Raw genomic sequence first — 21,703 nt, forward strand, 5'->3', positions numbered from 1 at the left:
CGCGGCGCTCGGCGAGTACATCGTCGTCGACGAGCATCTTCAGGGTCCGGGTCTTGACGTCGATGAGGATCTCGTCGCCGTTCTCGACCAGCCCGATGTCGCCGCCCGCGGCAGCCTCGGGGGAGGCGTGCCCGATGACGAGTCCCGACGATCCGCCGGAGAATCGCCCGTCGGTGACCAGTCCGCACTTCTTGCCCATTCCGGTGCCCTTCATGAAGGCCGTCGGGTGCAGCATCTCCTGCATACCCGGCCCACCGGCAGGACCTTCGTAGCGGATCACCAGGACCTCGCCCGCCTGGAGTTCCTTCGACAGGATGGCGTGAACCGCGTCCTCCTGGCTCTCGACGACACGCGCGGGGCCTTGGAAGTGCCACAGTGACTCGTCGACTCCGGCGGTCTTGAGGACCGCGCCGTTCTCGGCGAGGTTGCCGTGCAGGACACACAGGCCACCTTCGACGGTGTAGGCGTGTTCGATGTCGCGGATGCAACCGTCGGCGGCGTCGGTGTCCAACGATTCCCAGCGATTCGACGTCGAGAACGGCTCAGTGGTGCGAACGCCGCCCGGCGCGGCGTGGAAGAGTTCGATCGCCGCGTCGGTCGCGGTGCCGCTACGGATGTCCCAGTCGGCCAGGTACGACTCGAGCGACGGGGCGTGGACCGGGTGGACATCGGTGTTGAGTAGGCCGCCGCGATTCAGCTCGCCGAGGATCGCGGGGATACCTCCGGCGCGGTGCACGTGCTCCATGTAGTACTTCGGCGAGTTCGGCGCGACCTTCGACACGCAGGGCACCTTGCGCGAGATGCGGTCGATGTCTTTGAGGGTGAAGTCGACCTCACCCTCCTGCGCAGCAGCGAGGATGTGCAACACCGTGTTGGTGGAGCCGCCCATGGCGACGTCGAGCGCCATCGCGTTCTCGAAGGCCTCCCGGGTCGCGACGCTGCGCGGCAGCACCGACTCGTCGTCGTCGTGGTAGTAGCGCTTGGCGATGTCGACGATCAACTCGCCCGCCTTCGTGAACAGGTCACGGCGGGCGACCTGGGTCGCGAGGGTGGATCCGTTGCCCGGCAACGACAACCCGAGCGCCTCCGTCAGACAGTTCATCGAGTTGGCGGTGAACATGCCCGAACACGAGCCGCACGTCGGGCACGCCGAACGCTCCACGGTGAGCAGTTCCTCGTCGCCGACGTTGCTGTCGGCGGAGGCGGTGATCGCGTCGATGAGGTCGGTGCCCGGATGCACGACGCCGTTGATGACCACGGAGGTTCCCGCCTCCATCGGTCCGCCGGAGACGAACACCGTCGGGATGTTCAGACGCATCGCCGCGTTGAGCATTCCCGGAGTGATCTTGTCGCAGTTGGAGATACAGACGAGGGCGTCGGCGGTGTGTGCGTTCACCATGTATTCGACCGAGTCGGCGATGATTTCACGGCTCGGTAGCGAGTAGAGCATCCCACCGTGTCCCATGGCGATTCCGTCGTCGACGGCGATCGTGTTGAACTCCTTGGATACCCCGCCCGCGGCCGCCACTGCCTCCGCGACGATCTCTCCGACGTTCTTGAGATGAACGTGGCCCGGCACGAACTGCGTGTACGAGTTGGCGATGGCGACGATCGGCTTGCCGAAGTCATCCTCCGTCATTCCGGTTGCGCGCCACAGCGCGCGAGCGCCGGACGCCTCGCGTCCGACGGTGGTGGTACGTGACCTCAAGGCTGGCATGGAGATTCCTCGATCATTTCGGTGTCCGCACAGAGGCGGAGCGTGTGGACTCGCTGCGCGTTGTAGTGCGTGTCAACGTCGCGCCCGGCGCAAATATTCATCGCAGACATTCGCGCCTGACACCGCGGCGGGTCCGCGCCGGGTTCGTCTGGGCTGTGAGCAACCGGTCGTCGTCGCCGATCGACGCGATGACTCGGGCTCGACATTCCACGGTACTCCCCGCTGACGTGGGAGAACAAAACCGACCGCCGTCCGGTAGGGCTCAGATGTTGAGCACCGCTTTGGCGATGGTGAAGTAGATGATGAGTCCGGTCGCGTCGCAGAACGTGGAGATGAAAGGCGTCGAGAAGACGGCAGGATCGACGTGGATGGACTTCGCTGCCAGTGGCATGAGTCCGCCGACGGTCGCGGCCATGGTGCAGATGGCGACGATGGTCAAGCCGATGACCGTGCCGATGCCGGTGTCATAGGCCAGCGAGGCCACGGCGAAGCCGACCACACCGAGACACGCGCCCAGGGTGAGGCCCACCCGGAATTCCTTGGAGACCACCCGCACCACGTCGCGGGTGCGCACGTCGTCGACGGCGAGTGCGCGGGTCACCGTGACCGCGGCCTGCGAACCGGTGTTGCCGCCGATGCCGGTGAGCAGCGGGATGAACAGTGCGAGAGCCACCATCTCGTCGAGTGTCGCCTCGAAGATCTCGAGCACGTTGACCGTGAGGATCGCCGACACTGCGAGGACGAACAACCACACAACCCGTGATCGGGTGATGCGCCAGACCGACGCCAGCAGGTAGGGCTCCTCGAGGGGTTCGCTGGCGCCCGCTCGCGCCTGGTCCTCGTCCCTGGCCTGCTCGATGACCTCGATCGCGTCGTCGAGCGTGAGGACGCCGACGACCTTGTTGTCGCTGTCGACGACGGGAGTGGCGAGGATGCCCCGCTCGACGCAGCGTTGGGCGGTCTGTTCCGCGTCGTCGTCTGCCCGGGCGGACACGGGGCTTCGCATGAGCTCGGTCATCGTGGTGCCCGGATCGGCGAGCAGTAGATCGCGCAGACTCACCACCCCCGCGAGTTCTCGGTCGGGCTCGGTGACAGGGATGGTGTAGATGGTCTCGACACGGTCGCCTACCGCTTTGACCTGGTTGAGGACGGACTCGGCGGTGTCGTCGACGACGGCGTGCACGATCTCCGGACTCATTCGCCTGCCGACGGATCCGCGCGGGAATCCGAGCACCACGCCGGTGGCCTCGCGCTCGTCGCGGCGCAGCGTCGCAACCAGTTCGTGGGCGATGGGGGTGGGTAGTTCGTCGAGGAGTTCGGCACGATCGTCGGGATCGAGACCCGCGAAGTATTCGCCGACCTCGGTGGTGCCCAACTCGTCGATCAATCCCTGTTGCACCCGTGGCGAGAGATGCTCGAACACTTCGAGGCAGTCGACTTGGGCAGCATGCGGAAGGCGATGCTCGCCTGTTTGCGGGGAAGGTGGTTGCCGATCGAGGCGATCTCGGTCGGCGGCAGGTCGCGCATGAGTCGCGTCAGCGTCGCGAGGTCACCGTCATCGATGAGCTCTTTCACCGCGTGGGGCGTGATCGTCGGCGTGTGCACGATCCGACCCTAAACGCGTTGCCGCGCCGGCACCGGGTGGCGAACCGACGCCACGCGTGCGATCTCGCCGCGCGTCGGCCATGGCGTCCGCGGGGTCAGTCCTCGGCGGCAGCGGCTGCGGCATAGGGGTCGGGTATCCGACCACGGCTCGCAGCCGACAACCGGGGGAGATCGCGGAACATCAGTGCGGGCAGGCGCACCGTCGAATCATCGGTCAGGACAGCGCGGACAGGCCCCCACTTGGAGAACTGCAGACCGGCGATGTCAGACCACGGGATTCGTCTCGTTCGGAACGTCCCGACCGCGGTGATCCCGTCCTCGGTCACGACGGTTCGCACGCGTGCGATCCACAGGGCGAGGAGGACAGGGAGGATCAGGGTCCATCCGAGCCACACCAGCGAGGCGCCGGCGAGGATGATGACCACGATGAACGCTGCCGGAATGGTGAAGTAGGCCAGCTTCTGGACCCGGAACACCTGCGGGAGCTCGACCACCTCGGGAGCGCTCGTCTCGTCGTGCACAGCCTCGGCGTCGACATGTGCGTGAGCGTCGCCCGCAGTGGCGTCGACCCGTGCGGTCGCGTGGCTGCTGTGCCGTGCGGAGTCGTCTGCGGCGGAGTCGTGCGTCGTGTGGTCGGAGGGGGAGGACACGCTCCCATTGTGACATCCGGACGATACCGCCCGGTCACGCAGTACTTTCTCACGATGTGGGACTGAAGTGTCCGTAGTTTGACTCTGCGATGGGCGCGGTCCTACCGTGAACAACGTGATGCACAAGGATCTTCTCGTAGTAATCGGCCGGCGCGTCGTCGCCTGACCGGTCACTTCGTAGACCCAGCCAGCATCGACGCGCCACCCTCGAACAGCCTTGCTGTCGGGGGTTTTTTGTTGTCAACGGCATGGTGACCCGATCTCCATACGCCATCACAAGCCAATTGAATCCCAGTCCGTCACAGGACACCGAGCAGAAGATGTGAGGACCGTGCAGTGAGCGCACCAACAGCACGCGCCGCCGGCGGGGCCGAGCCCGCAGCCAAGAGTAATGGCAATGCAGCCACTGTGCTGCGCGAACAGTCACCGGCGGCGGGCACTCTCCGCGCCGTGCAGCAGAACACCGTTGCACCCGAACGCGTCAGCGGTGCACAGTCGGTGGTCAGGTCGCTCGAAGAACTCGGCGTCGAGGTCGTCTTCGGAATTCCGGGCGGTGCTGTGCTGCCCGTCTACGACCCGCTGCTCGACTCGCAGAAGGTGCGTCATGTCCTCGTTCGCCACGAGCAGGGGGCTGGCCACGCCGCCACTGGTTATGCGCAGGTCACCGGGCGCGCAGGTGTCATGATGGCGACGTCGGGGCCCGGCGCGACCAATCTGGTGACGCCGCTCGCCGACGCGCAGATGGACTCGGTCCCGGTCGTGGCGATCACCGGTCAGGTGGGACGCGCTCTCATCGGTACCGATGCGTTCCAGGAGGCCGACATCTCCGGCATCACGATGCCGGTCACCAAGCACAACTTCCTCGTGAGCAACGCCGTCGACATCCCGCGGATCATCGCCGAGGCGTTCCACATCGCCGAGAGCGGCCGTCCGGGTGCCGTCCTCGTCGACATCCCCAAGGACATCCTGCAGGCACAGACCACCTTCTCGTGGCCGCCGCAGATCGACCTGCCCGGCTACCGCCCGGTGACCAAGCCGCACGGCAAGCAGGTCCGCGAGGCCGCACGTCTCATCAACGCCGCCAAGAACCCCGTGCTCTACGTCGGCGGCGGTGTGATCAAGGCGAATGCCACCCCGGAGTTGCTCGAACTCGCGGAGCTGACCGGCATCCCTGTCGTCACCACACTGATGGCGCGGGGCGCCTTCCCGGATTCGCACCCGCAGCACCTCGGAATGCCCGGTATGCACGGCACCGTGGGAGCTGTTGCTGCGCTGCAGCGTTCGGACCTGCTGATCACGCTCGGCGCCCGTTTCGACGACCGCGTCACCGGGCAGTTGTCCTCGTTCGCGCCCGGCGCGAAGGTCATTCACGCCGACATCGACCCGGCCGAGATCGGCAAGAACCGAGTTGCCGACGTGCCGATCGTCGGGGACTGCAAGGCGGTCATCTCCGATCTGATCGAAACCCTGCGCAACGAGCGGGCCACCAGCGATTCGTCGCAGGATCTGACCGCGTGGTGGGAGTATCTGGACCGCATCCGCCGCACGTATCCGCTTAGCTACGACCGTCCCGCCGACGGGTCGATGTCGCCGGAGTTCGTCATCTCGCGCATCGGGCAGCTCGCGGGTCCCGACGCCGTGTACTGCGCGGGCGTCGGCCAACACCAGATGTGGGCGGCCCAGTTCATCTCCTACGAGAAGCCGCGCACGTGGCTCAACTCGGGCGGACTGGGCACGATGGGGTACGCGGTTCCCGCGGCCATGGGCGCCAAGATGGCCGACCTCGACGCCGAGGTGTGGGCGATCGACGGTGACGGTTGCTTCCAGATGACCAATCAGGAGTTGGCGACCTGCGCGATCGAGGGCATCCCGATCAAGGTGGCACTGATCAACAACGGAAACCTGGGCATGGTGCGCCAGTGGCAGACGCTCTTCTACGAGGAGCGCTACTCCAACACCGATCTCTCGACCCACTCCCGCAGAATCCCGGACTTCGTCAAACTCGCAGAAGCGTTGGGCTGCGCGGCATTCCGCGTCGAGAACGAAGCCGACGTCGACGAGGTGATCGCCAAGGCGCGCGAGATCAACGACCGGCCGGTGGTCATCGACTTCATCGTCGGCGCCGACGCCCAGGTGTGGCCGATGGTCGCAGCGGGAACCGGCAACGACGAGATCATGGCGGCCCGCGACATCCGACCACTGTTCGACGACGACGAGTCGGCGGCTGAGGACGTCGCCGACATCCACGAAATCGTCAACCAGCAGACCAATCTCGGCCAGGAGGGTCGCAAGTGAGTACTCATACCCTGAGCGTTCTGGTCGAGGACCTACCGGGCGTCCTCGCGCGAGTGTCGTCGCTGTTCTCGCGCCGTGGATTCAACATCGAGTCGCTCGCGGTCGGTCCGACCGAGATGAAGGGTGTCTCGCGGATGACCATCATGGTGTCGGTCGACGACTTCCCGCTCGAGCAGGTCACCAAGCAGCTCAACAAACTGATCAACGTGATCAAGATCGTCGAGCAGGACCCGGCGTCGTCGGTGTCCCGCGAGCTGATGATGGTCAAGGTGCGGTCCGACGCTTCGGTGCGCAGCGAGGTCATCGAGGTCGTGAATCTGTTCCGCGCCAAGGTGATCGACGTCTCGCCGGAGTCGTTGACCATCGAGGCGACCGGAACGTCGGAGAAACTGGAGGCCCTGTTGCGGATGCTCGATCCGTACGGGATTCGTGAGATCGCCCAGTCCGGTGCGGTCACGCTGGGTCGGGGTCCCAAGAGCATGTCGGCCAATCGCTGACGCACTCACATCACTGTCACAACACAACAGCAGCGTCCCGGTTCGACGAGTTCGCTTCCACCGAAGCCGTCTTCATCCGGGGCACCAAGAGATATATCGAAGGGAATCCAACTGTGGCGATCGAATTGTTCTATGACGACGATGCCGATCTGTCGATCATCCAGGGCCGCAAGGTCGCGGTGATCGGTTACGGCAGCCAGGGGCACGCGCACTCGCTGTCGCTGCGCGACTCCGGCGTCGACGTGGCGATCGGCCTGCGTGAGGGCTCCAAGTCGCGTGAGAAGGCCGAAGAGCAGGGCCTCAAGGTCATGTCCAACGCGGAGGCCGCAGAGTGGGCCGACGTCATCATGCTGCTCGCGCCCGACACGAGCCAGGCGAAGATCTTCACCGAGGACATCGAGCCGAACCTGAAGGACGGCGACGCGCTGTTCTTCGGTCACGGGCTCAACATCCACTTCGACCTCATCAAGGCGCCGGAGAACGTCACGGTCGCGATGGTGGCGCCGAAGGGCCCGGGACACCTCGTTCGGCGTCAGTTCGTCGACGGCAAGGGAGTGCCGTGTCTGATCGCGGTCGACCAGGACCCCAAGGGTGAGGGCCAGGCGCTGGCGTTGAGCTACGCGTCGGCCATCGGTGGTGGTCGTGCCGGCATCATCAAGACCACCTTCAAGGAAGAGACCGAGACCGACCTCTTCGGTGAGCAGGCTGTGCTCTGCGGTGGCACCGAGGAACTGGTCAAGACCGGCTTCGAGGTCATGGTCGAGGCCGGCTATGCCCCCGAGATGGCGTACTTCGAGGTGCTGCACGAGCTCAAGCTCATCGTCGATCTCATGTACGAGGGCGGTATCGCGCGGATGAACTACTCGGTGAGCGACACCGCCGAGTTCGGTGGCTACCTGTCGGGACCGCGCGTCATCGACGCCGACACCAAGGAGCGCATGCGCGCCATCCTCTCCGACATCCAGGACGGCACCTTCGTCAAGCGGCTCGTCGCCAACGTCGAGGGCGGCAACAAGGAGCTCGAGGAGCTGCGCAAGAAGAATGCCGAGCACCCGATCGAGGTGACCGGCAAGAAGCTGCGTGACCTGATGAGCTGGGTGGATCGCCCGATCACCGAAACTGCCTGAGTCACAAGCACCCAACGCCGGCCCGGCTTCCCGTCAGGGAGCCGGGCCGGCGTTGTTTCCGGCTCGTGGGTCGACCGGCTCTGCCACACTGCGCAAGGTTACCGAACTCTGGATGCTGGAGGATCTCGAGTACTTCCCCGAGGTACCCGAAGGTGACGGTGTCTGCGCGCCGACGACACTCGGTGCCGACTGACGGACCGACATGCGAAACCACAACACCCCGAGGCGAACTGCCGCCTCGGGGTGTTGTGGTTGTTCTCGGATCAGCCGATCAGATCAGCGAGAAGCCCTTGTACCTGGTCGTTTTCACGTAGTCGAGCACCGCACCGATGTTGGTTCCCGTCTCCGGTCCGATGCAGCCGACGAAGTAGTAGGCGTTGACCATGCCGACGAGCCGGTCGCCGACGACGACCGGGCTACCGGAATCGCCCTCGATGACGCAGATCTGGGAGAAGTGGACGTCGCCGTCGGAGAACCACGAGATGCCGCAGGTGTTGCCGGTGGTGCGGCCCTGCTTGCACGCGACGGTGGGGAAGCCGATGGGACGGGTGTCGATTTTGTTGATCGTCACGCCGTGCACGGATCGCAGCGGCACGACACGATTCGGATCGAATTCGATCAGCGCGACGTCTTCCTTGGGATCGGAGTAGGTGATGACGCCGGCCTGGCCGCGATCCTGGAATGTCTCCGAGAGGACCTTCTGTCCGGGCTTGCCGCAGTGCCCGGCTGTGATGCCGATCAACTGCCCGGTCTTGGCGTGGCCGATCGTGGTGAGGGTGCACGCCGACGCGCTGTTGCCGCCCTTGAGGACCAGGATTCCCGAGCCGCCGCCGATGTAGATCTTCGCCGGGGCGGCTGTGGCGCTACCCGCCCCCCAGCCGGCCAGCAATACCGCAGCGAGAACAGCCAGCATTGCTGTCAGCTTCCTCATCATTCACATGCTCCACTCTTGTTAACATTCGTCCCGCCTGTTCGGCGGGTCATGCACACCGTAACGGTCGGCGACCCAGTCGATCTCCACTCGGAATCCAGATGCGGTTGCTTTGCAACCAGTCCGTGATGACGCTCGTCGGGCCGCGTAATGACGATCACAATGTACAGGTGTTTCCTGAGTAAGCACCTTGACGACGCAGACCGGCTGTTCAGGCGCGTCGAGCGTCCCTCTAAGCTGTTGCCGTACGTCTTTGACGTCCTCGAATCCTGTGCACCCGATCTACGGAGAATTCACTGTGACCTCAGCTGGCAGTCCGGTCGTCCTGATCGCCGACAAACTGGCCCCCTCGACGGTGGAAGCCCTTGGCGATGGCGTCGAGGTGCGGTGGGTCGACGGCCCAGACCGCCCCAAGCTCCTCGAGGCAGTGGTCGATGCGGATGCGTTGCTCGTGCGGTCCGCAACCACCGTGGATGCAGAGGTGCTCGAGGCGGGCAAGAACCTGAAGATCATCGCGCGCGCGGGCGTGGGCCTCGACAACGTGGACGTGCCGGCAGCGACCGCACGCGGCGTGATGGTCGTGAACGCACCGACCTCCAACATCCACACCGCCGCAGAGCATGCCGTCACGCTGATGCTGGCGGCCGCCCGCCAGATCCCCGCGGCCGACGCAACGTTGCGTGAACACACGTGGAAGCGCTCGTCGTTCAACGGCGTCGAGATCTTCGACAAGACGGTCGGCGTCGTCGGGCTCGGTCGTATCGGTCAGCTCGTCGCTGCGCGCCTGGCAGCCTTCGAGACGCACGTCATCGCTTATGACCCCTATGTCTCGCCCGCGCGCGCTGCGCAGCTCGGCATCGAGCTCGTCAGCCTCGACGAACTGCTCGAGCGTGCCGACTTCGTCACCGTCCACCTACCGAAGACTCCCGAGACACTCGGCTTGATCGGTGCGGATCAGCTGGCGCGGACCAAGAAGGGCGTGATCATCGTCAACGCCGCTCGTGGCGGACTCGTCGACGAGCAGGCGCTGGCCGACGCGATCACCTCCGGTCAGGTCCGTGCCGCGGGTCTCGACGTGTTCGCCACCGAGCCGTGCACCGACTCGCCGCTGTTCGAACTGCCGCAGGTCGTCGTGACGCCGCACCTCGGTGCCTCCACGAGCGAGGCGCAGGACCGCGCGGGTACCGACGTCGCCAAGAGCGTCCGCCTCGCGCTCGCCGGTCACTTCGTCCCCGACGCGGTCAACATCACCGGCGGTGCGGTCGACGAGGAGGTCGCACCGTGGCTGGAGATGGCGCGCAAGCTCGGCGTGATGATCGGTGCGCTGAGTACCGAACTGCCGTCGTCCATCGTCGTCGACGTCCGCGGTGAACTCGCCTCGAGCAACGTCGACGTCCTCGGGCTGTCGGCGCTGCGCGGACTCTTCTCTGCCGCCCTCGACGAACCGGTCACGTTCGTCAACGCGCCGACCGTTGCCGCCGAGCGCGGTGTGACCAGTGAGGTCGTGACCAACAGCGAGAGCCCGACCCACCGCAGCGTCGTCGACGTCAAGGCCGTGTATGCCGACGGTTCGGTGCAGAACGTGTCGGGTGCGATCACCGAACCACGTCAGGTCGAGAAGATCGTCAACATCAACGGTCGCAACTTCGACCTCCGTGCCGAAGGGCTCAATCTGCTTGTCAGCTATGTCGATCAGCCCGGTTCGCTTGGCAAGATCGGCACGCTGCTCGGTAACGCGGGCATCGACATCCTCGCGGCCGCGCTGTCGCAGGACGCGGAGGGCGGCGGTGCCACCATGCTGCTCCGGGTCAGCACGAAGGTCGACGACTCTGTCGTCTCGGCCATCTCGGAAGCGGTCGACGCAACGCTGATCGAACAGGTGGATCTGTCATGAAACTCGCTGTCATCGCAGGCGACGGCATCGGGCCCGAGGTCATCTCCCAAGCGCTGCAGGTGTTGACGACGCTCGTCCCCGACGTCGCCGTCACCGAATACGACCTCGGCGCGCGCCGTTTCCATCGCAACGGCGAACTGCTCACCGATGACGATCTGGCGTCGCTGCGTGAGCACGACGCAATCCTGCTCGGTGCGATCGGCGATCCGTCGGTGCCGTCCGGTGTGCTCGAGCGTGGCTTGCTGCTCAAGATGCGGTTCGCGCTCGATCATCACATCAACCTGCGTCCGTCACGCCGCTTCCCAGGCGTGCCGTCGCCACTCGCGGGCGATCCCGACATCGACTTCGTCGTGGTCCGGGAGGGCACCGAGGGGCCGTACACCGGCAACGGTGGAGCCATTCGCGTCGACACCGCGCACGAGGTCGCCACCGAGGTCAGCGTCAACACCCGGTACGGCGTCGAACGCGTGGTACGTAATGCTTTCGAGCGTGCGACCGCGCGCCGGAAGCACCTGACGCTCGTGCACAAGACGAATGTGCTGACCTTCGCGGGCTCGCTGTGGAGCCGCACCGTCGAGCAGGTCGCCGCGGAGTACCCCGACGTCAGTGTCGACTACTGCCATGTCGATGCGGCCACCATCTATCTCGTGACCGATCCGGGCCGTTTCGATGTGATCGTCACCGACAACCTCTTCGGCGACATCATCACCGACATCGCTGCTGCGGTCAGCGGTGGGATCGGCCTCGCGGCGTCGGGCAACATCGACGCCACCGGCACCAACCCGTCGATGTTCGAACCAGTGCACGGCAGCGCACCCGACATCGCCGGGCAGCAGAAGGCGGATCCGACGGCCGCGATCCTGTCTGTGGCGCTTCTGCTCGATCATCTCGGGTACGCAGACGAAGCGCGGCGCGTGGAAAAGGCTGTCGCCGACGATCTCCTCGACCGCGACGGCGCAACGTTGTCGACCGGCGAGATCGGCAAGCGGATTCTCGGGCGGCTCTGAGCCGCGCAGCGTCCCACAACTTCACGGGCCGGAACCTTCGGGTTCCGGCCCGAGTCGTCTGTGCAGCTGTTCGATACGATGACTATTGTTCTATTTGAGCTAGAACTATAGGATAGCTGTGTGCTCATTCGCATCGACGCCGCAGACCGCACGCCGATCTTTACCCAGATCGCCGCATCGGTACGTGGCGGAATCGCGCGCGGCGACCTGACGCAGGGTGAGCGACTGCCGGCAGCGCGTGACCTCGCCGCATCCCTCGACGTCAACATCCACACGGTGCTTCGTGCATACCAAGAACTGCGCGATGAGGGGCTCGTAGAACTCCGCCGCGGCAGGGGAGCGGTTGTCTCGGGCGACGCGCCGCGCAACGCAGAACTCGCAGACGCACTCGACCGACTCGTCGACACCGCCCGCAGATTCGGCGTGGGGGCCGCAGAGTTGTCCGGAGAGATCACCAGGAGGATGTCATGAACGGTTCGTCGGCCCATCATCCGAGGCGCGCGGGGTATGCCCTGCTGGGGAGTCTGCCGTCCGTCGTTGTCCTCGTCGTCGGGCTGGTGCTGTTGAGTCTGTGGAGATCTGAGTTGCCGACAACTGTTGCCACGCATTGGGGTTCGGGCGGGGTCGACAGCACGGCCGACGTGCGGACCGTGGTGGTTTCTGTCGTGATCGTCGCAGTGGTTGCCGCCCTCGTCGGCGGCCTGTCGGGGTGGTTCATTCGTGAGGCCCGTGTGCTTCGCGTCGCCATCGCGCTGGTCAATGGTGTCGTCGTCTTCGTGACGATCGGTCTCGTGGGAACCGTTGGCGCCCAACGAGGCAGCACCGACACATCCGACGTCGGCGTACCGGTGGGTGCGCTGCTTCTGGCGGGGGTGCTCGGGTTGCTGGTCGCGCTCGCGAGCGCCAGTCTCGTGCGCCCGACGCACCTGTCGCAGCCCCCGGTGGTCGGAGCACAACCGATTGAGAGTCTTGCTGTGGGAGAACGCTTCCTGTGGCAGCGTAGGGTGTCGGCGTCGAGTGGATCGCTGGTTGTTCTCGGGGTCGCGCTACTGACGATGGGCGCACTTGCCGTTGTCCTGCGCAGCGCGTGGCTCGTGCTGCCGTGCGTCGTCGTCGTGGCAGCTGCGGCGATCCTGTGGTCGGCCCGGGTGAGCGTCGACCGTGGTGGCGTGGCGGTGCGAGGCGTCGTGGGCTGGCCGCGGCTGACCATTCCGATGCACGACGTCAGACGTGCCGAAGTCGCACACGTGAACGCGTTGCGGGACTTCGGCGGCTACGGCCAACGCATCTGTGTGTACGGACGCCTGCGCGGCGTGCGCGGCCTTGTCCTGCGGTCCGGGAGTGGTTTGTTGATCACACGGTCCGACGGAAGCCGTGACCTGGTCGTCGTTCCCGACGCCGCCGTGGCGGCGGTGCTGGTGAACGCGTCGGTGTCGCAGGCGCATTCGCGGCGTTGACGCGACTGGTCGGCTGACACTGACCTCAACCCACCAGTTCTTCGCGCGGTGCCGGATCCCTGGGAATCAACGGGGTGGCCACCACTGGAGCTGCGGCGCTGACCAGGAAGGCGAGAGGGAAACCGGCTGCGCCGATGAGGAGGCCGAACAACGGCGTCGTCGCTGCCGTCGCCAGATATTGTGCGGTGTTCTGAACCGCCAAACCGCGCCCACTCCACTGCGGCCCCGCGTATTCGGCGATGGCGGTGAAGGCGAGTCCGTTGTCGGCAACGGTGATGATCGACGCGACCACCATCAACGCGGGTGCCAGCGGCGTGTGCAGCCAATCGGTGACGGCGAGCAGCGCCATCGCGGCCGCCGCACCGAGCGCGATGAGGCGAATGGGCCGCATCCGCGACAGCCAGGCATCCGACCATCGTCCGGCGGCGATTCTCCCCAGCGCGCCGATCACCTGCGTGATGGTCACCAGAATGCCTGCTGCCGCGGGCGACCAGTGCCGGGCGACGATGAGCCACGTGGGGACGAAGGTCCACAGCATCTGTTGCGGGATCACCAGAAGCACACTCACGGCGTGGACCCTGACCAGAAACCAGCTCTCGCGGTAGGGATTTCGACGAGCCGCGTGGTCCGCCGAACCGTTGCCAGCGCTCGGTGGGTCGATCACGCCGAACACTACCGCTGCCAAACCGATGGCGGTCACCACGGCGGGCACCGCGAATGCGGCTGCGACGGAGTGTCGGTCGGCGATCACCGGCATCGTGAGGGCGCACACGCCGATCCCCAGTGGTTGGGCCATCTGTCGGATGCCCATCGCGGTACCACGCAGTCGGGGCGGGAACCAACCGACGACGATTCGTCCGCTCGCCCCGTTCGCGGCGCCGGAACCCAGCCCGGCGAGGAACAGACACACGGCGATCACGATGTACGACGCGTGCGTGGAGGCCGCGATGGCGGCTGCGGAGGTGCCGACCAAGGTGATCGAGATCGAGATCATCAGGATCGTCCGCTCGCCGTAGCGATCGAGCAGCGCGCCCCACCCGACGATCGCCAGCATGAGCCCGATCGTCGGAACGGTCGCCAACACCGAGGCCTGGGCCAGCGACATGTCCTGCTGAGTGTGCAACGCAGGGATCAGATACGCGACGCCGCCGACCACAACCGCTGTCGTCATCGCAGCGATCAACGAGCACGCGAGCATGGTCCAGCGCCTGGTGTTCGTGATCGTGGACGTGGTCGTCAACGTGGACCCCCTCTGGCGCGTGGGAAACCGAAACTTCTCCGCCTGAACTCACTTAATCTTAAATAATGAGATCAATAGTTCATATTCTAGGACGGCATAGCTGCCCGCTCAATTTCACGTCCCACGAAGTGGACAAGCCGGGTGCGCTAGGGTTTCGGGTATGCGTCTTGGCCGAATTGCGAGTCCTGATGGTGTGGCATTCGTCTCGATCGACGAGTCGGACGGTACTGCGACCGCCAAAGAGATTGCCGAACATCCCTTCGGTACACCGACGTTCACGGGTCGATCGTGGCCCCTGGCCGACGTGCGTCTACTGGCGCCGATTCTGGCGTCGAAGGTGATCTGCATCGGCAAGAACTACGCGGCGCACGTTGCGGAGATGGGTTCGGCCACGCCCGAGAGTCCTGTGATCTTCCTCAAGCCCAACACGTCGATCGTCGGGCCCGAGGTGCCGATCGTGCGTCCGCCGTCGTCCGAAAGAGTCGACTTCGAGGGCGAACTCGCCGTCGTGATCGGTCGCCCGTGCAAGGACGTGAAGGCGGCCGACGCCGCCGGTGTCATTCTCGGCTACACGGTCGCCAACGACGTGACCGCTCGGGATCAGCAGAAGATCGACGGTCAGTGGACCAGAGCCAAGGGATACGACACCTTCTGCCCACTCGGGCCGTGGATCGAGACCTCGTTCGACCCGTCGGACGCTGTGATCACCACCGAACTCGATGGTGAGGTTCGCCAGCGGAGTCGGACGTCGCTGATGTTGCACGACGTAGGTGCTGTGGTGGAGTGGATCTCGCGCGTGATGACGCTGCTGCCGGGTGACGTGATCCTCACCGGAACCCCCGAGGGTGTCGGTCCGATGGTTGCCGGACAACGAGTGTCGGTCACGGTCGAGGGGATCGGCACGTTGAGCAACCCGGTGGTCGACAAGCCGTGAGTGGATCGGCAACCGCGCAGGTCAACGGGATCGACATCGCCTACGAGCGGTCGGGGTCGGGCCCCGCTGTGGTCATGGTCATGGGTAGCGGCAGCCCCGGCAGGGTGTGGCGGGCGCACCAGGCTCCTGCGTTGGTCAGCGCCGGCTACGAGGTGATCACGTTCGACAACCGCGGCATCGCACCGTCGTCGGAGTGTGCGGAGGGGTTCACGCTCGACGACATGGTCGCCGACACCGCCGAGCTCATCGAAACGTTGGGGATCGCACCGGCTTTCGTCGTCGGAACCTCCCTGGGTGCGCGAATCACCCAGGAGTTGGCACTCGCTCGGCCCGATCTGGTGCGCGCCGCGGTGATGATGGCGACCTACGGGCGCACCACAGTACTGCAGGAGACGTTCTCGGCGGGAGAGCGTGCGCTCTACGACAGCAACATCGAGTTGCCGCCCGAGTACGAGGCCTCGATCACCGCTGAACTCAATCTGTCTCGGCATACGCTCGCCGACGACCGCACGACGCGCGACTGGCTCGACGTCATGATGTTCTCCCAGCAGAAGATGACTCCGGGAATGCGCGCGCAACTGGGTGTGCACACCAACGAGCCCAATCGGCTCGAGGCCTACCGGCTTATCGCGGTTCCGACCCTGGTCGTCGGATTCACCGATGACAGAAGGCTTCCCGTCGAACTCGCCCGCGAGGTGGCTGACGCGATCCCTGCCGCGGAGTACGCGCAGGTCGACAAGGCCGGGCATTTCGGGTATCTCGAACAGCCCGCCCAGGTCAACCGTCTCCTGGTCGACTTCCTCACGCGACATCGGTAGGCGGGACCGTCTCCGGTCGAAACCACGGTGCGAGCGGTCGGTGCTGCGGTATTCGATACGCTGACCTCCATGAGCAGCAACGATCCTGTCCGCGTCCGCTTCTGCCCGTCGCCGACGGGTACACCGCATGTGGGAATGGTGCGCACCGCGCTGTTCAACTTCGCGCAGGCGCGTCACGACAAGGGGACCTTCGTGTTCCGTATCGAGGACACCGACGCCGCGCGCGACAGCCAGGAGTCGTACGACGCGATCCTCGACTCTCTGCGGTGGCTCGGGCTCGACTGGGACGAGGGGCCGGAGGTCGGCGGTCCCTACGGCCCGTACCGGCAGTCCGAACGACGCGGAATCCATGAGGATGTCGTCGCGCGGTTGCTCGCCGCGGGAGAGGCATACGAAGCGTTCTCGACTCCCGAGGAGGTCGAGGCACGCCACCGCGCCGCAGGTCGGGATCCCAAGCTCGGGTATGACAACTTCGATCGCGATCTCACCGACGAGCAGCGCGAGGCCTACCGCGCGGAGGGCCGCAAAGCCGTTGTCCGCCTCCCGATGCCCGATCGCGACATCACCTGGAACGACCTCGTGCGCGGACCGACGACCATCAAGGCGGGGACGGTGCCCGATTTCGCACTGACCCGCGCCAACGGCGATCCGCTCTACACCCTCGTCAATCCGGTCGACGACGCGATGATGAAGATCACCCACGTGCTGCGCGGCGAAGATCTCTTCTCTTCGACACCGCGTCAGATCGCGCTGTACGAGGCTCTCATCCGCATCGGTGTGGCAGAGCGTGTCCCAGAGTTCGGCCATCTGCCGTTCGTGATGGGGGAGGGGAACAAGAAGCTCTCCAAGCGCGACCCGCAATCGAACCTCTTCCACCATCGCGATCGCGGCTTCATTCCGGAGGGGCTGCTCAACTATCTCGCGCTGCTCGGCTGGGGATATTCACATGAGACCGACGTTTTCAGTCTCGACGAGATGATCGACGCATTCGACGTGCGCGACGTGAATTCCAATCCGGCACGCTTCGACCAGAAGAAGGCCGATGCAATCAACGCCGAGCACATCAGGATGCTCGAACTCGGCGACTTCACGGCGAGACTGAAGGCATATCTCGTCACACAGGGGCTTCTCACCGAGCCGATCGACGACGAGCAGTTCACCACGATCGCCGAGCTCGTCCAGACCCGCATCCAGGTCCTCGGCGAGGCGTGGCCTCTGATCTCGTTCCTCTATGTGTCCGACGACGAATTCGCGATCGACGAGAAGTCGGCGTCGAAGAATCTCGGAGCCGACGCCGCGCCCGTCCTCGACGCCGCGATCACCGCACTGGACGGCCTCGCGTCCTGGAACACCGAGGCGATCCAGGAGGCGCTCACGAGCGCACTGGTCGACGGTCTGGAACTCAAACCCCGCAAGGCGTTCGGGCCGATCCGCGTGGCGGTGACCGGTTCGCACATCAGTCCGCCGCTGTTCGAGTCGATGGAGCTGTTGGGGCGCGACAAGAGCCTCGCCCGACTGCGCGCTGCGCGGGAGTAGTCGCCCAGTTAGTGCGTTGACCAGGCGATTTGTAGTAACCGGGTCGGCCTCTGCTAGGCTATCGCAGGTTGTTTTCCTCACGGAGAACAAGACCTTTGGGGTATGGTGTAATTGGCAACACAGCGGTTTCTGGTACCGCCATTCTAGGTTCGAGTCCTGGTACCCCAGCGAAAGCCGGGACACCACACCCCGGTCTTTCCAACTGAATATCGAGTCATGGCCCCGTCGTCTAGCGGCCTAGGACGCCGCCCTCTCAAGGCGGTAGCGCGGGTTCGAATCCCGTCGGGGCTACAACACAGCACCCCCCTCACCATCAGCCAGTGGTGAGGGGGGTGCTGTCGTTTGCGTAATCGCCTCGGGTGTCCGTCTAGTCGGCTTCCGCCGTGACCGCAGCGGCCGTCGACCCGGCGACCGGCATCGGATCGAGGCCGAGTTTGCGGTGATCCCACGACCGCACACGCGACGGAACCACGCGCACCGCCACGCGCTTGTGCATCATCTGGTCGACGAAGGGCTTCATCTCGTCGGAGTAGGGCCCGGTGTAGCGTTCCCAGACGCTCACGCCGACGCGATGGCAGTTGTCGGGGTCGTCGTGGATCTCCGCGACACCCTCGAACGCGACGCCTCGCAGCGTGTCGTAGGTGTCGCCGTCCTCGATGAGTACCGAGCACCGTGGATCACGACCGAGGTTCACGGCCTTCTGTGACTTCGCTTTCGTCTCGAACCAGATCTCGCCGTCGACGACGCCGTACCACATGGCGACGAGATGGATGCTGCCGTCGGCGCCGTAAGTCGCGAGAGTCGCTGTGCGGCTGCGTTCGACGAAGTCGGTGATCTCTGCGTCGGACATGACGATCTGTCGGCGTTGGTTTGTTCCCATGCCACGACGCTAACCGAATCAGGTTCGCGCGGTTGGCAGTAGCCGTTTCTGGATGGCCTCGGCAGCGGCGAGCAGGTCGGCGGCCCACCGTGCGCCGGGCCTTCGCCCCATCCGGTCGATCGGACCCGAGACCGAAATCGCCGCCACGACGTCGCCGTTGGCGTCGCGAACCGGCGCCGAGACACTGGCCACGCCCGCGGCGCGCTCACCTGCACTCTGCGCCCACCCGCGACGACGGATCTCGTACAGTGCGCGCTCGCTGAAGACGCTGTCGTGTAACAGCGCCCGCTGCGTCGACGGTTCGGCCCAGGCGAGCAGCACCTTCGCGGCAGAGCCCGCACTCATGGGAAAGCGGGTCCCGACCGGAACGGTGTCGCGCAATCCGGTCGGTGGCTCCATCGCGGCGATGCATACCCGTTCGGAGCCCTCCCGGCGATAGACCTGGACCGATTCGCCGGTGATCTCACGTAGTCGGGGGAGCACCATGAGCGCGGCTTCCTGGATCGGATCGTGGGCGCTGGAGGCCAATTCGCCCAGCGCGGGTCCCGGGTACCACCGTCCGGAAGCGTTGCGTGCCAGGAGACGATGTGTCTCCAGGCCGACGGCCAATCGATGGGCCGTCGCGCGTGGCAGATTGGTGCGCTCACAGAGCTCGGTGAGGTTGGCCGGAGCCTCGGCGATGGCCCGTAATACGATCACGGACTTGTCGAGGACGCCGATTCCGCTCTGCGGTTCCGGTGCGCTATCCTTTCCCATAGGACGATACTAGCGGTCCACATCGTGAGATGCACACGCGAACCGGCACGGCCCGCCGGGTCCCGTCGCACCCCACGCGAAACCACAAGTGCTACAGCCAGAATGAGTGCAGTGATGACGAACAGTGCAAGTAAGCCTCGTACTCTCGCCGAGAAGGTGTGGGACGACCACGTCGTCGTGCGTGGAGACGCGAACGACCCCGATCTGATCTTCATCGATCTCCACCTCGTTCACGAGGTCACCAGTCCGCAGGCCTTCGAGGGACTGCGACTCGCCGGTCGGCCCGTGCACCGCCCGGATCTGACGATCGCGACCGAGGACCACAACGTGCCCACCGTCGACACCATGCTGCCCATCGCGGACCCGGTCTCGCGCACACAGGTCGACACACTGCGAGCCAACTGCGAGGAGTTCGGGATTCGCCTGCATCCCATGGGCGACAAAGAACAGGGCATCGTCCACGTGGTCGGACCGCAACTCGGCCTGACCCAGCCCGGGATGACGGTCGTGTGCGGCGACAGCCACACCTCGACGCACGGTGCCTTCGGGGCGCTCGCCATGGGTATCGGCACCTCGGAGGTCGAGCACGTGCTGGCGACACAGACACTGTCGTTGCGGCCGTTCCGGACCATGGCCATCACGGTCGACGGTGAACTGCCGTCCGGTGTCACGAGTAAGGACCTGATCCTCGCCGTGATCGCCGAGATCGGTACCGGCGGGGGACAGGGCTACGTCCTCGAGTATCGCGGCAGCGCAATCGAGAAGCTCTCGATGGAAGCCCGGATGACGATCTGCAACATGTCCATCGAGGCGGGGGCTCGCGCCGGCATGATCGCACCCGACGAGACGACCTTCGAGTTCCTGAAGGGGCGTCCGAATGCCCCCACGGGAGCACATTGGGACGCGGCCGTCGACTATTGGACGTCGCTGCGGACCGACCCCGACGCCGAGTTCGACGCCGAAGTGCACATCGACGCCGCGTCGCTGAGTCCGTTCGTCACCTGGGGCACGAATCCCGGCCAGGGCGCACCGCTTTCGGCGGAGGTACCCGATCCTGCCGATTTCGGTGACGAGAACGCGGCCGGCGCGGCGTCGAAAGCGCTTCAGTACATGGATCTCACCCCCGGCACACCCTTGCGTGACATCAGTGTCGACACGGTCTTCGTCGGCTCGTGCACCAACGGCCGCATCGAGGATCTACGTGCCGTCGCCGAGATCCTCGATGGTCGAACGGTCGCAGAAGGTGTTCGGATGCTTGTGGTCCCGGGGTCGATGCGGGTACGTGCACAGGCCGACGAGGAGGGACTCGGCGAGATCTTCACGGCGGCCGGTGCGGAGTGGCGTCAGGCCGGATGCTCGATGTGTCTCGGCATGAACCCCGATCAGCTCGCCCCGGGCGAACGGTGCGCGTCGACGTCGAACCGCAACTTCGAAGGGCGCCAAGGCAAGGGTGGGCGTACCCACCTCGTGTCGCCTGCCGTCGCAGCGGCCACCGCGATCCGCGGCACGTTGTCGTCGCCCGCTGATCTGTGAGCCCCGCCCGTCGCGACGCCTGACTCCGCCACCACCACGCAATCCCCGATCCGAAGGCCACAACATCATGGAACCGTTCATCACCCACACGGGAATCGGCGTCCCGCTGCGTCGCAGCAATGTCGACACCGACCAGATCATCCCCGCCGTCTACCTGAAGCGCGTGACCCGCACAGGTTTTGAGGACGGATTGTTCGCAGGCTGGCGGACCGACCCGGACTTCATCCTGAACGCCGAGCCGTGGAAGCGCGGCTCGGTTCTCGTCGCGGGGCCCGACTTCGGCACCGGGTCGTCGCGCGAGCACGCTGTCTGGGCACTGTCGGACTTCGGATTTCGGGTCGTCATCTCGTCGCGCTTCGCCGACATCTTCCGCGGGAACGCCGGAAAAGCCGGTCTCGTCGCCGCGCAGGTCGAACAATCCGACGTCGAGCTGCTGTGGAAGCGCCTCGAGGAGCAGCCGGGGCTCGAACTCACGGTCAGCCTTGAGGACCGGACTGTCACTGCCGGAGACCTCGTGGTGCCGTTGACAATTGATGACTACACGCGGTGGCGTCTGATGGAGGGTCTCGACGACATCGGACTCACATTGCGGCAGGTAGACGCCATTTCCGAGTACGAGTCGCGCCGTCCGTCGTGGAAGCCCACCACATTGCCGCGCTGATGTAACGGCCGGAAAAGCCTTTCCGCGCGACAGCGTCGGAAGTGCCAGAAAGCGTGACGAATTGGTGACACGTCGCGCTAATTGGCGTGGAAGATGGAACTTTTCGACGTCGACGTTTACCGTGTGGTGGTAGCTGGCCTGATAAGTGGGCCAGATCGGCTTGCG

At 65.3% G+C, this 21,703-nt stretch carries 19 protein-coding genes, 2 tRNA genes and 1 pseudogene; 15 read left to right on the forward strand and 7 right to left on the reverse strand.

Annotated features, from left to right (window positions below; all coding sequences use genetic code 11):
* The 3 genes and pseudogenes from ilvD to GOOTI_RS12475 form a co-directional block, all read right to left on the reverse strand.
* On the reverse strand, positions 1-1,717 hold a 1,717-nt coding region (ilvD, locus tag GOOTI_RS12465; protein ID WP_007238951.1), incomplete at its 3' end, for a dihydroxy-acid dehydratase.
* Between the two features lie 262 nt (positions 1,718-1,979).
* Positions 1,980-3,322: pseudogene (gene mgtE, locus GOOTI_RS12470) on the reverse strand (magnesium transporter).
* 95 nt (positions 3,323-3,417) lie between these two features.
* Complete coding sequence (locus GOOTI_RS12475) at positions 3,418-3,972, reverse strand: PH domain-containing protein (RefSeq protein ID WP_007238954.1); 555 nt, start codon at positions 3,970-3,972, stop codon at positions 3,418-3,420.
* Between the two features lie 336 nt (positions 3,973-4,308).
* Between GOOTI_RS12475 and GOOTI_RS12480 the strand changes: the two genes are divergently transcribed.
* The 4 genes from GOOTI_RS12480 (at position 4,309) to GOOTI_RS26155 (ending at position 8,084) form a co-directional block, all read left to right on the forward strand.
* A complete protein-coding gene (locus GOOTI_RS12480) occupies positions 4,309-6,267 on the forward strand; it encodes an acetolactate synthase large subunit (protein WP_007238955.1) in 1,959 nt (652 codons plus the stop codon).
* The gene (ilvN, locus tag GOOTI_RS12485; protein WP_007238956.1) at positions 6,264-6,764 is read left to right on the forward strand and encodes an acetolactate synthase small subunit; all 501 of its coding nucleotides are present in this window, start codon (positions 6,264-6,266) and stop codon (positions 6,762-6,764) included. Before GOOTI_RS12480 ends, ilvN begins: the two co-directional genes overlap by 4 nt.
* Positions 6,765-6,877: 113 nt before the next feature.
* Positions 6,878-7,891, forward strand: coding sequence for a ketol-acid reductoisomerase (gene ilvC, locus GOOTI_RS12490; RefSeq protein ID WP_007238957.1), 1,014 nt, complete (start codon positions 6,878-6,880; stop codon positions 7,889-7,891).
* A 52-nt stretch (positions 7,892-7,943) separates the two neighbouring features.
* Complete coding sequence (locus GOOTI_RS26155) at positions 7,944-8,084, forward strand: hypothetical protein (protein ID WP_169315814.1); 141 nt, start codon at positions 7,944-7,946, stop codon at positions 8,082-8,084.
* A 78-nt stretch (positions 8,085-8,162) separates the two neighbouring features.
* On the opposite strand, the gene GOOTI_RS12495 is transcribed toward GOOTI_RS26155, so the two are convergent.
* Positions 8,163-8,825, reverse strand: a complete 663-nt coding sequence (locus GOOTI_RS12495) for a chymotrypsin family serine protease (protein ID WP_039994044.1) — start codon at positions 8,823-8,825, stop codon at positions 8,163-8,165.
* A 295-nt stretch (positions 8,826-9,120) separates the two neighbouring features.
* Between GOOTI_RS12495 and serA the strand changes: the two genes are divergently transcribed.
* The 4 genes from serA to GOOTI_RS12515 all read left to right on the forward strand — a co-directional run bounded on the left by serA (position 9,121) and on the right by GOOTI_RS12515 (position 13,180).
* On the forward strand, positions 9,121-10,716 hold the full coding sequence (gene serA, locus GOOTI_RS12500; protein WP_039994051.1) for a phosphoglycerate dehydrogenase: 1,596 nt from the start codon (positions 9,121-9,123) through the stop codon (positions 10,714-10,716).
* Positions 10,713-11,723, forward strand: coding sequence for a 3-isopropylmalate dehydrogenase (locus GOOTI_RS12505; protein WP_007238960.1), 1,011 nt, complete (start codon positions 10,713-10,715; stop codon positions 11,721-11,723). Before serA ends, GOOTI_RS12505 begins: the two co-directional genes overlap by 4 nt.
* Before the next feature lie 120 nt (positions 11,724-11,843).
* A complete protein-coding gene (locus GOOTI_RS12510) occupies positions 11,844-12,194 on the forward strand; it encodes a GntR family transcriptional regulator (RefSeq protein WP_007238961.1) in 351 nt (116 codons plus the stop codon).
* Positions 12,191-13,180 (forward strand): hypothetical protein, encoded by a 990-nt coding sequence (locus GOOTI_RS12515; RefSeq protein WP_007238962.1) that lies wholly within the window; start codon positions 12,191-12,193, stop codon positions 13,178-13,180. The genes GOOTI_RS12510 and GOOTI_RS12515 overlap by 4 nt, the downstream gene beginning before the upstream one ends.
* Positions 13,181-13,205: 25 nt before the next feature.
* On the opposite strand, the gene GOOTI_RS12520 is transcribed toward GOOTI_RS12515, so the two are convergent.
* Positions 13,206-14,420 carry an MFS transporter gene (locus GOOTI_RS12520; protein WP_039994045.1) on the reverse strand — a complete coding sequence of 405 codons (1,215 nt, stop codon included), beginning with the start codon at positions 14,418-14,420 and terminating at the stop codon, positions 13,206-13,208.
* 160 nt (positions 14,421-14,580) lie between these two features.
* Here GOOTI_RS12520 and GOOTI_RS12525 point away from each other — a divergent pair, with 160 nt between their 5' ends.
* From GOOTI_RS12525 to GOOTI_RS12545, 5 genes are all read left to right on the forward strand, one after another.
* A complete protein-coding gene (locus tag GOOTI_RS12525; protein WP_007238964.1) occupies positions 14,581-15,354 on the forward strand; it encodes a fumarylacetoacetate hydrolase family protein in 774 nt (257 codons plus the stop codon).
* Positions 15,351-16,172: an alpha/beta fold hydrolase gene (locus tag GOOTI_RS12530; protein WP_007238965.1), complete on the forward strand. Its 822-nt coding sequence runs from the start codon at positions 15,351-15,353 to the stop codon at positions 16,170-16,172. Before GOOTI_RS12525 ends, GOOTI_RS12530 begins: the two co-directional genes overlap by 4 nt.
* Before the next feature lie 69 nt (positions 16,173-16,241).
* Positions 16,242-17,708, forward strand: coding sequence for a glutamate--tRNA ligase (gltX, locus tag GOOTI_RS12535; RefSeq protein ID WP_007238966.1), 1,467 nt, complete (start codon positions 16,242-16,244; stop codon positions 17,706-17,708).
* Between the two features lie 96 nt (positions 17,709-17,804).
* Positions 17,805-17,876 (forward strand) — tRNA-Gln (locus tag GOOTI_RS12540).
* A gap of 50 nt (positions 17,877-17,926) precedes the next feature.
* Positions 17,927-17,999 (forward strand) — tRNA-Glu (locus GOOTI_RS12545).
* 76 nt (positions 18,000-18,075) lie between these two features.
* Here GOOTI_RS12545 and GOOTI_RS12550 read toward each other — a convergent pair.
* Both GOOTI_RS12550 and GOOTI_RS12555 read right to left on the reverse strand, forming a co-directional pair.
* Entirely contained in the window at positions 18,076-18,588 is a 513-nt protein-coding gene (locus GOOTI_RS12550; RefSeq protein WP_007238967.1) for a PPOX class F420-dependent oxidoreductase, read from the reverse strand.
* 18 nt (positions 18,589-18,606) lie between these two features.
* A complete protein-coding gene (locus GOOTI_RS12555) occupies positions 18,607-19,344 on the reverse strand; it encodes an IclR family transcriptional regulator (RefSeq protein WP_007238968.1) in 738 nt (245 codons plus the stop codon).
* A gap of 114 nt (positions 19,345-19,458) precedes the next feature.
* On the opposite strand from GOOTI_RS12555, the gene leuC reads away from it, so the two are divergent.
* Both leuC and leuD read left to right on the forward strand, forming a co-directional pair.
* Positions 19,459-20,877, forward strand: a complete 1,419-nt coding sequence (gene leuC, locus GOOTI_RS12560) for a 3-isopropylmalate dehydratase large subunit (protein ID WP_007238969.1) — start codon at positions 19,459-19,461, stop codon at positions 20,875-20,877.
* A gap of 67 nt (positions 20,878-20,944) precedes the next feature.
* The gene (gene leuD, locus GOOTI_RS12565; protein WP_007238970.1) at positions 20,945-21,538 is read left to right on the forward strand and encodes a 3-isopropylmalate dehydratase small subunit; all 594 of its coding nucleotides are present in this window, start codon (positions 20,945-20,947) and stop codon (positions 21,536-21,538) included.
* The last annotated feature ends 165 nt before the right edge of the window (positions 21,539-21,703 follow it).

It is taken from the genome of Gordonia otitidis NBRC 100426, from assembly GCF_000248075.1.
Lineage (GTDB): Bacteria > Actinomycetota > Actinomycetes > Mycobacteriales > Mycobacteriaceae > Gordonia > Gordonia otitidis.